The sequence below is a fragment of the Burkholderia sp. WAC0059 genome, from assembly GCF_002870125.1.
Classification (GTDB): Bacteria; Pseudomonadota; Gammaproteobacteria; order Burkholderiales; family Burkholderiaceae; genus Paraburkholderia.
In genome coordinates this window covers 57,818-66,834 of sequence record NZ_PNEO01000004.1, presented here as the reverse complement: position 1 = coordinate 66,834, position 9,017 = coordinate 57,818, and the positions used below count along the sequence as shown (strand labels likewise).

The 9,017-nt window shown below is 68.4% G+C and carries 10 protein-coding genes; 3 read left to right on the top strand and 7 right to left on the bottom strand.

Features of this window, described 5'->3' with window-relative positions:
- Window positions 1–92: 92 nt before the first annotated feature.
- The 3 genes from CY652_RS05510 to phnE are packed head-to-tail and all read left to right on the top strand — an operon-like array spanning window position 93 to window position 2,616.
- Window positions 93–992: a phosphate/phosphite/phosphonate ABC transporter substrate-binding protein gene (locus CY652_RS05510; RefSeq protein ID WP_102129913.1), complete on the top strand. Its 900-nt coding sequence runs from the start codon at window positions 93–95 to the stop codon at window positions 990–992.
- Window positions 992–1,819: a phosphonate ABC transporter ATP-binding protein gene (phnC, locus tag CY652_RS05505; protein WP_258002205.1), complete on the top strand. Its 828-nt coding sequence runs from the start codon at window positions 992–994 to the stop codon at window positions 1,817–1,819. The genes CY652_RS05510 and phnC overlap by 1 nt, the downstream gene beginning before the upstream one ends.
- Entirely contained in the window at window positions 1,816–2,616 is an 801-nt protein-coding gene (gene phnE, locus CY652_RS05500; RefSeq protein ID WP_102129697.1) for a phosphonate ABC transporter, permease protein PhnE, read from the top strand. The genes phnC and phnE overlap by 4 nt, the downstream gene beginning before the upstream one ends.
- 83 nt (window positions 2,617–2,699) lie before the next feature.
- Here the strand turns inward: phnE and panB are convergent, their stop codons facing one another.
- The 7 genes from panB to CY652_RS05465 are packed head-to-tail and all read right to left on the bottom strand — an operon-like array spanning window position 2,700 to window position 8,977.
- The gene (gene panB / locus CY652_RS05495) at window positions 2,700–3,518 is read right to left on the bottom strand and encodes a 3-methyl-2-oxobutanoate hydroxymethyltransferase (protein WP_102129696.1); all 819 of its coding nucleotides are present in this window, start codon (window positions 3,516–3,518) and stop codon (window positions 2,700–2,702) included.
- Between the two features lie 47 nt (window positions 3,519–3,565).
- Window positions 3,566–4,252, bottom strand: a complete 687-nt coding sequence (locus CY652_RS05490; protein WP_374703630.1) for a deoxynucleoside kinase — start codon at window positions 4,250–4,252, stop codon at window positions 3,566–3,568.
- Window positions 4,243–4,779 (bottom strand): 2-amino-4-hydroxy-6-hydroxymethyldihydropteridine diphosphokinase, encoded by a 537-nt coding sequence (gene folK, locus CY652_RS05485; protein ID WP_102129695.1) that lies wholly within the window; start codon window positions 4,777–4,779, stop codon window positions 4,243–4,245. Before folK ends, CY652_RS05490 begins: the two co-directional genes overlap by 10 nt.
- Before the next feature lie 51 nt (window positions 4,780–4,830).
- Window positions 4,831–6,429 carry a polynucleotide adenylyltransferase PcnB gene (pcnB, locus tag CY652_RS05480; RefSeq protein WP_102129694.1) on the bottom strand — a complete coding sequence of 533 codons (1,599 nt, stop codon included), beginning with the start codon at window positions 6,427–6,429 and terminating at the stop codon, window positions 4,831–4,833.
- Window positions 6,426–7,112 carry an HAD family hydrolase gene (locus tag CY652_RS05475; protein WP_102129693.1) on the bottom strand — a complete coding sequence of 229 codons (687 nt, stop codon included), beginning with the start codon at window positions 7,110–7,112 and terminating at the stop codon, window positions 6,426–6,428. The genes pcnB and CY652_RS05475 overlap by 4 nt, the downstream gene beginning before the upstream one ends.
- 11 nt (window positions 7,113–7,123) lie before the next feature.
- Window positions 7,124–7,882 carry a DnaA regulatory inactivator Hda gene (gene hda / locus CY652_RS05470; RefSeq protein WP_102129692.1) on the bottom strand — a complete coding sequence of 253 codons (759 nt, stop codon included), beginning with the start codon at window positions 7,880–7,882 and terminating at the stop codon, window positions 7,124–7,126.
- Window positions 7,883–7,900: 18 nt separating this feature from the next.
- Window positions 7,901–8,977, bottom strand: a complete 1,077-nt coding sequence (locus CY652_RS05465; protein ID WP_102129691.1) for an AI-2E family transporter — start codon at window positions 8,975–8,977, stop codon at window positions 7,901–7,903.
- Between the last annotated feature and the right edge of the window lie 40 nt (window positions 8,978–9,017).

Here is a 9,017-nt window from a genome sequence, read left to right as displayed (position 1 = left end):
TACCTTTTTCTGGCTGCGTCACGGTTCCATCACATTCGCCTCCTATGATCGGCTCGTCCCAACCCTCGCAATGCGCGATCAACGACGACGACATGAAAATTTCCCACTTCCTCGCAGGAATGACGGTTTACGCCGGCCTGGTCGGCGCCGCCCACGCAGCCGGTGCAGTGTGCCCGAACGATGGCACCGTGCGCTTCGGCGTCGAGCCGTACGAATCGACCGCGCGTCTGCTGCCGGTTTATACGGATCTTGCGAAGCTGATCGGCCAGAAGATCGGCTGCAACATCCAGCTCTATGTTGCGACCAGCTATAACGCCGAAATCGAAGCGATGCGCAACGACAAGCTGGAATTCGGCGAATTCGGCCCGCTCGGTTATGTGCTCGCGCACCAGGTCGCGCATGCACAGGCCGTGGCAGGCTTCTCCGACGACAACGGCAAGCCGGCCAGCTATTACGCGTCGATCGTGACGTGGCCGGGCAGCGGCATCAAGACGATCGCCGACGTGAAGGGCCGTTCGTTCGCGTATTCGGACCCGGCGTCGACGTCCGGCCACCTGTTCCCGGCCTACGGCCTGAGCAAGAACGGCATCGATCCGGACAAGGGCGTGAAGGGCGTCTACGCGGGCAGCCATACCGCGTCGTTCGAAGCGATCCGCAATCACAAGGTCGAGTCCGGCGAGCTGAACAGCGACGAAATCGCGAGCGCGCAATTGCATAACGAATACGACCCGTCGCAGTTCATCACGCTGTGGAAGTCGGACCCGATTCCGCAGGACCCGTTCGCGGTACGCGGCGATCTGCCGGCCGCTTTCAAGGCGAAGCTGACGAGCGTGCTGCAGAACCTGGACTTCCACGAGCTGCCGGAAGCCGACCAGAAGTTCCTGGCGGCGAACGAAGGCAACTCGCTGAAGACCGTTCCGCAAACCGATGCCGCGTACAACCAGATTCGCGATCTGGTGTCGACGCTGCATATCGACCTGGCGAAGATGTGATGAGCACGTTGCCGCATAGCCTGGCCGAGGGCCTCGATTTCCATCCGCAGTCGGGCGCTCACGCGCCTGCCGCAGAGAGTAGTGCGCGGCTGGCTGTGCGCAACCTGACAATGCGTTATCCGAACGGACACACGGCCCTCGACGGCGTGAGCCTCGGCGTTCGCGCCGGCGAGATGGTCGTGATCCTCGGCAGCAACGGTTGCGGCAAGTCCACGCTGATGAAATGCGTGGTCGGGCTGAACCGTCCGACCGGCGGCACGGTCGAGGTCGCCGGGCGCGACCTTGCCCGGTTGTCCGGCAAGGATTTGCGCGCCGCGCGTTTGCCGGTCGCGCTCATTTCGCAGCATGCGAACCTCGTGAAGCGGCGCAGCGTGCTGGCGAACGTCTGCACCGGCGCGCTGGGTCGTCATCGTTCGCTCGCGACGTCGCTCGGCCGCCTGCCGAGGAGCGAGATGGAACCGGCGCGTGGTTTTCTCGACGAGGTCGGCCTGCTGCATCTGGCGGGCCAGCGCGCGGGCACGCTGTCCGGCGGCCAGGCGCAACGTGTCGCGGTGGCGCGCGCGCTTGCGCAGAGGCCGCAGGTGGTGCTTGCGGACGAACCGGTCGCGAGCCTCGACCCCGAAGCCGCCGACGAAGTGATGCGCCTGTTGCGCCGTCTCGCGACGGACGACGGCCTCGCGGTGGTCGCGGTGCTGCACCAGCCGGAACTGGCGACGCGCTACGCGGACCGCCTGATCGGCATGCGTCGCGGCAAGGTCGAATTCGACGAACGCGCGTCGTCGGTCAGCATGCAGCGAATTTCAAACCTCTACGTCGCGCAATCATGAATAGCGTTTCCCATTCGCAGCGTTCGCCGCGCGCGCCGGCGACACGCTCGCTTTCGAAGATCGCGGCGTTCGCCGCGTTTCTCGTGCTGTTCGCGCAGGCCTGCCAGGGCGTGCATGCGCGCCCGCAGGACCTGATCACCGGCGTGCACGGGATGGCCGACATCATCTCGCGCTCGATGCCGCCCGACTTCAGCCAGTTCGTGCCGAGCCTCCAGCCGATTCTCGAGACGATCGACCTCGCGGTGTTCGGCACGGTGCTCGGCGTCGTGCTCGCATTTCCGCTCGCGATGCTCGCGGCGTCGAACATGAGCCCCGCGCGACCGTTGTATTACTTCGCGCGCGGGGCCATCAGCATCTCGCGTTCGGTGCCGGACCTCGTGTGGGCGCTGCTGTTCGTGACGGCGGTCGGGCTCGGCCCGTTTCCGGGCGCGCTCGCGCTCGGCGTGCATTCGGTCGGGATGCTCGGGCGGCTGTTCTCCGAAGTGATCGAGGACATGGACATGGGCCCGGTCGAGGCGCTGACGCTGACCGGTGCGAGCCGCCTGCAGGTGTTCACGCACGCGGTGGTGCCGGGCGTGCTGCCGACGCTGCTCGGCATCAGCCTGTACCGCTTCGACGAGAACCTGCGCTCGTCGCTGGTGCTCGGCTTCGTCGGCGCGGGCGGGATCGGCTTCGTGCTGCTGACGGCGATGAACCTGTTCCAGTACCAGACCGTGTCGTATCTGCTGATCGTCACGTTCGTGCTGGTCGCCGCCGCCGAGCGCGGCTCCGCGTTCCTGCGCAGTCGCGTGCAGTAGGTAGCAGGTAGGGTATAGGCAGGCCGGAAGGAAGGGCCGCGGCGCAAAACGCCGGCCGCAGGTTGCGGGCGGCGTTTTGCCGTTTACTGGAACGCGTGCTCGGCGGCCGGGAACGCGCCGTCCTTCACCGCGCGCACATACGCGACGACGGCCGACTGGATGTCTGGCTGCCCCTGCATGAAGTCCTTCACGAAGCGCGGGCGCTTGCCGGGAAAGACGCCGAGCATATCGTGCAGCACCAGCACCTGGCCCGAGCAGTCGGCGCCCGCGCCGATGCCGATGGTCGGCACGCCGACCTGTTGCGTGACCGCCGAGCCTAGCGTCGAAGGCACGGCCTCGATCACGATCAACTGGGCGCCTGCGTCCTCGAACGCGTGGGCGTCGCGCAGCAACTGGTTCGCGCCCTGCTCGGTCTTGCCCTGTACCTTGAAGCCGCCGAACGCGTGGACCGACTGCGGCGTGAGGCCGATATGCGCGCACACCGGCACCGCGCGCTCCACCAGCATCCGCACGGTCGGCGCGAGCCATTCGCCGCCCTCGAGCTTCACCATCTGCGCGCCTGCGCGCATCAATTGCACGGCGCTCGCGAACGCGTCGTCGGGCGTGCCGTAGCTGCCGAACGGCAAGTCGGCGACGACGAGTGCCGAGGTTTGCGCGCGCGCCACGCAGGCGGTGTGATAGGCGATGTGCTCGAGCGTGACGGGCAGGGTCGTCGAATGGCCCTGCAGCACGTTGCCGAGCGAATCGCCGATGAGAAGCACGTCGAGGCCCGCGCGGTCGAGCAGCGCGGCGAAGCTGGCGTCGTAGCAGGTCAGCATGGCGATCTTCTCGCCCGCGTCGCGCATGGCCTGGAGCTTCGGCACGGTGACGGCGCTGCGGCTCGTTTCCTGCAAGTAAGTCATGGCGGACAGTCCGTTGAAAAAGGGAGGGCGGGGCGTGCGTCGGCGGCTCAGCGCGACGTGCCCTTGACGAAGGATTCCCGGCGGCCGCGCATCGTCTCGATGCGTTCGGCGACGAGCGCGAGGTCCGCGCCGGAATCGAGCGAGTCCAGGTGCTCGGCGCTGACGGTCAGCACCGGGGCGCGGTCGTAATGGTAGAAAAATTCATTGTAGCTGTCGCTCAGCGAGCGCAGGTACGCGTCGGTGATCGGCAGCTCCGCCAGCGCGGCGCGCTTCTGGATGCGGGCGAACAGCACCTCGGGGCTCGCCTGCAGATAGACGACGAGTTCGGGCGGCGGCGCGTCGGCGGCAAATTGCGCGCTGAGCGCGCGGTAGAGCTGCCATTCGTCGTCGGGCAGCGCGAGGCGCGCGAACAGGTCGTTCTTCTGCGCGAGAAAGTCGGTGACGAGCGGCGTGTGCGCGGCGAGCAGTCCGGCGATCCGGCGCGACTGCGCCGCGCGTTGCAGCGCGAAGTGCAATTGCGTGGCGAGCCCGTATCGCGCGGCGTCGCGGTAGAAGCGTTCGAGAAACGGATTGCCGGCCGGCTCGTCGAGCAGCGTCTGCATCGACCAGCGTTGCGCGAGCCCCGCCGCGAGCGCGGTCTTGCCCGCGCCGATCGCGCCTTCGATGGCGATGTAGCGAAACGGCGGCCGCGCGTCGGGCGCCGTGACGGTGAGGGCGGGCGCGCTCACCGGCATGAGCCCGTGGCCGGTTTGGTCGCGCGGCCGAACCCGAGGCACTGGCACGGCGGCTTGATTTTCTCGATGCGCTGGGCGGCCACGTCGGGCAGCAGCGCGCTGGCCGCGCCGTGCCCCGGAATGACGAGGTCCGGCGCGATCTCGACGAGCGGCACGAGCGCGAAGGCGCGTTCGGCCAGGCGCGGATGCGGCACGATCAGGTCGGGTTCGGCGATTGCGTGTTCGCCGTAGAGCAGGATGTCGATGTCGAGCGTGCGGGGCGCGTTGCGAAAGGGGCGCTCGCGGCCGAAATGGTGCTCGACGCGCTGGCAGAGTTCGAGCAGGGCGCGGGCGGACAGGCTCGTTTCGAGCTTCACGACGCAATTGTAAAAGTCGTCGCCGCCCGCATCGATCGGGGCGGTGCGGTATATGCCCGACTTGGCGAGCACGGTGACGGCGCATTGCTGCGCGAGACACACCACTGCGTCTTTCAGGGCCTGGCGCGCATCTCCCAGGTTCGCACCGAGGCCCAGATAGGCAAACGTCATGGCATCACTTCCTGCGACTGTCGTTCGAACAGACCGCGGCGTTTTACGCCCTCAGTCCTCGTACTGACCGCCGTGACCCGCTTCTTCCGGGGCCGTCGGGGCCGCGTCTGCATCGCCCGGCGCGCCTTCGCCCGCCTTGCGGTTGCGTGCGCCGCCGCGCCGGCGGCGCTTGCGGGGCGCGCGTTCCGTGCTGCCGCCCGAGGTGAGCAGGGCTTCCCGCGCGGCGGCGTCTCCATCGATGAAATCGGTCCACCATGCGCCGGTCGACTCGTCGAGCTCGCCCGATTCGCAGCGCAACAGGAGGAAATCATACCCTGCTCTAAATCTTTGGTGTTCGATGAGCTTCAGCGCGCTGCGGCCCGGGCGCTTTTCCAGACGAAGCTGGAGGCCCCAGATTTCGCGCATGTCCGACGAGTAGCGGCGATGGATCGCGAGCTTTTCGGTCTGCGCGTCGATGACGTCGTCCATCGCGCGATGCAGGGCCGGCACCGGATATTCGCCGGCCGCCGTGTATTGCTGCAGGCGCTGCTGCACGTCGTGCCAGAGCAGCGTCGCGAACAGGAAGCCCGGCGACACCGGCTTGCCCGCGCGCACGCGTGCGTCGGTGTTCGCGAGTGCGAGCGAGATGAAGCGCTCGCCCTGCGGCTGTTCGAGGACCACGTCGAGGAGCGGCAGGAGCCCGTGATGCAGCCCTTCCTGGCGCAGCCACTTCAGGCACGCGAGCGCCTGGCCCGAGAGCAGCAGCTTGAGCATCTCGTCGAAAAGACGCGCGGCCGGCACGTTGTCCATCAGGTCGGCCAGCTCGCGGATCGGCTCGCGCGTGTGCGCCTCGATTTCGAAGCCGAGCTTCGCGGCGAAGCGCACGACCCGCAGCATCCGCACCGGGTCCTCGCGGTAGCGCGTGGCCGGGTCGCCGATCATCCGCAACAGGCGCGCGCGAATGTCGGCCATGCCGTGGTGATAGTCGAGCACGGTTTGCGTGGCCGGGTCGTAATACATCGCGTTGATCGTGAAGTCGCGGCGGGTCGCGTCTTCGTGCTGCTCGCCCCAGACGTTGTCGCGCAGCACGCGGCCGCTCGCGTCGACGGCGTGGGTGCGCCGGTCGAGCTCGTCGCGGCGCAGCCGGCGCGGCGCGGCTTCGTCGGGCGCGGGCGGCGGCGGATCGACGAGGGCGCGGAACGTCGAGACCTCGATGATTTCCTGGCCGAACTGCACGTGCACGATCTGGAAGCGCCGGCCGATGATGCGCGCGCGCCGGAACAGGCGCTGCACCTCGTCGGGCGTCGCGTCGGTCGCGACGTCGAAGTCTTTCGGCGCGACGCCGAGCAGCAGGTCGCGCACGGCGCCGCCGACGATGAACGCGCGAAAACCCGCCTGCTGCAGCGTGGAGGTGACGCGCACGGCGTTCTTCGAGATCAGCGCGGGGTCGATGCCGTGCACGTCGGCCGACAGGACGACGGGCGCGGCCGGATCGGTGCTCTTCGGCGCGGCGCCGTGCGTTTTCGGGCGGCGCGTTTTCGTGCCCGCCGCCGATTGCGGCGCGGCGGAGGACGGGACCGCGGGCAGCGCCGCGGCGGCGGATGCGTCGGCCTGCGTCGTGCCCGGGGCGGCGTCCTGGCCGAACAGCTTGCGGATGAATTTCTTGATCACGAGGGTGGGAACAGGTCGAGGATGGGCCAGCCGGCGGCCTGCGCGCGCGCGCGCAGCGTCGCGTCGGGATTGGTCGCGACCGGATCGGTGACCTTTTCGAGCAGCGGAATGTCGTTGTGCGAATCGCTGTAGAAATAACTGCGCTCGAAGTCGGCCCAGGTCTTGCCGAGCGAGGCGAGCCAGGCCTCGGTGCGCACGATCTTGCCTTCGCGGTAGCTCGGCGTGCCGCACGGCCGGCCCGTGTAGGCGGAGTCGGGATGGCCGTCCACGGTCTCGACCTCGCAGGCGATCAGCTTGTCGATGCCGAACGCCTCGGCGATCGGCGCGGTGATGAATTCGTTGGTGGCCGTGACCATGCAGCAAAGGTCGCCGGCGTCGCGGTGCCGGCGCACGAGTTCGAGCGCGGCGGGCAGGATCACCGGCCGGATCACGTCGCGCATGTACTCGTCGTGCCAGTCCTTCAACTGCGCGCGCGGATATTTCGCGAGCGGCGTGAGCATCGTGACGAGATACGCGTGGATGTCGAGCACGCCGGCCTTGTAGTCGGCGTAGAAGCGGTCGATCTGCTGCGCGAAGCGTTCGGCGTCCACGATGCCGAGCTTCACCATGAAGCGGCCCCATTCGTGATCGCTGTCCGTCGGGATCAGCGTGTGGTCGAGATCGAAAAGTGCGAGGTTAGCCATGGGGGGCCATTCTACTTGAAGCGGGTGAAGCCCGTGCCGCTTGCGTCCTGTTCGCCCTCGCCCGGCGCGCCCGGCGGCGAGGCCAGCATCGTGCGCAGCAGCGGCAGCGTGACCGCGCGCTTCTGTTCGAGCGAGAAGCGGTCGAGCGCGTCGAGGAGCGCCATCAGGCTCGGCATGTCGCGCCGGAAATGCGTGAGCAGGTAGGCGGGCACGTCGTCGGCGAGCACGAGGCCGCGTTCGCGCGCCGCGTGCCGCAGCACGTGGGTCTTGTCGGCGTCGGAGAGCGGCGCGAGATGGAACACGAGCCCCCAGCCGAGCCGCGTGCGCAGGTCTTCGCGCACCGCGAGCGCGAGCGGCGCCGCGTTGCCCGTCGCGACGAGCGCGCAGGCCGGATGCGCGCGCACCTCGTTGAACAGGTTGAAGAGCGCGATCTGCTGCGCGGCCGGCAGCGCGTCGCAGTCGTCGACGGCGTAGATCGCGACGCGCGGATCGAATTCGAATGCGGCGAGCGGGCTCTGCGCTCCGAGATAGCGCGCGCCGCCGGGCTGCGCCTCGTGCGCGAGCGCCTGCAGCAGATGGCTGCGGCCGCTGCCCGGCTCGCCCCAGACGTAGAACGTGCGGTCGGCCACGGGGCCGTTCGCGGCCGCGGCGGCGAGCGCGGCCTCGAGCCCGCGCAGGCGCGCGACGAGCTCGGCGTTCGCGCCGGCGAAGAAATTGTCGAAGGTCGATGGCGGCGGGGTGCCGAGATCGAGCGTGAGCTGTCGAAGCACGATGAATCCGGGCGGAAATCAGTTCCTGTAGAGCGCGCTGTCGAGGTAGCTGCGCCGCAACTCGCGCAGGGCGATCGAAAGGATCGCGCTGGCCGGCAGCGCGAGCAGCACGCCGAAAAAGCCGAACAACTGGCCGAACGCGAGCAGCGCGAAGATGACGGTGAGCGGATGCAGGCCGATGCGCTCGCCGACGAGCCGCGGCGTCAGGAAAAAGCCCTCGAGAATCTGCCCGATGCCGTAGACCACGGCGACGGCGCCGAACCCGTACCAGTCGCCGAACTGCAGCGCGGCGGCAATCAGCGCGAGCACGAGTCCCGTCGCGTAGCCGAGGTAGGGAATGAACACGGCGAGCCCCGTGAAGATGCCGATGGGCAGCCCGATCTCGAAGCCGGCGATCGACAGCGCGATCGCGTAGTAGGCCGCGAGCACGCCCATCACGAGTAGCTGGCCGCGCAGGTACTGCGCGAGCATGCGGTCCATTTCGCCGGCGAGCTCCGTCGTGTGCGCAAGCCAGCGGCGCGGCACGAACGACTGCATCCGGCCGATCATCGCGTTCCAGTCGTAGAGCAGGTAGAACAGCACGAGCGGCACCATGACGACGTTGCCGACGACCGTGATCATCACGTTGCCGCTCTTGCGGATCGAGGCCCAGGCGGCGAGCGCGATCGACTGCGCGCTGTCCTCGAGCTTGCCCGTCGCCATGTCGCGCAGGTTCGCGAAGTCGAGCGCGCCCGTCGCGCCGAAGCGCGCGAGCTCGGGCTGCAGCCAGTCGTGCAGGTGTGCGAACAACGCCGGCACCTGCTGCTTCAACTGCGGCTCCTCCGTCTGCACGACGACGAAGAGCAAGACGAGCAGCATCGTGACGACGAGCGCGAAGAGCAGCATCATCAGGAGCGCGGCGAGCGAGCGCGGCACGCGGTGGCGCGCGAGCGCGTCGACGCCGGGGTGCAGGATGTAGGCGAGGATCGCGCCGAGCAGGAACGGCGTGAGGACCGAGCGCAGCAGCCACAGGACGATGCCGAACGCGAGCGCGAGCGCGGCCCAGACGAAGGCCTGGCGTTGATAGGGCGTGAAAAAGGACGAGTTGGGCGACAAGGCGGCGTTTCGCGGCGGCCGGGCGGGCGAATTCAGCCCA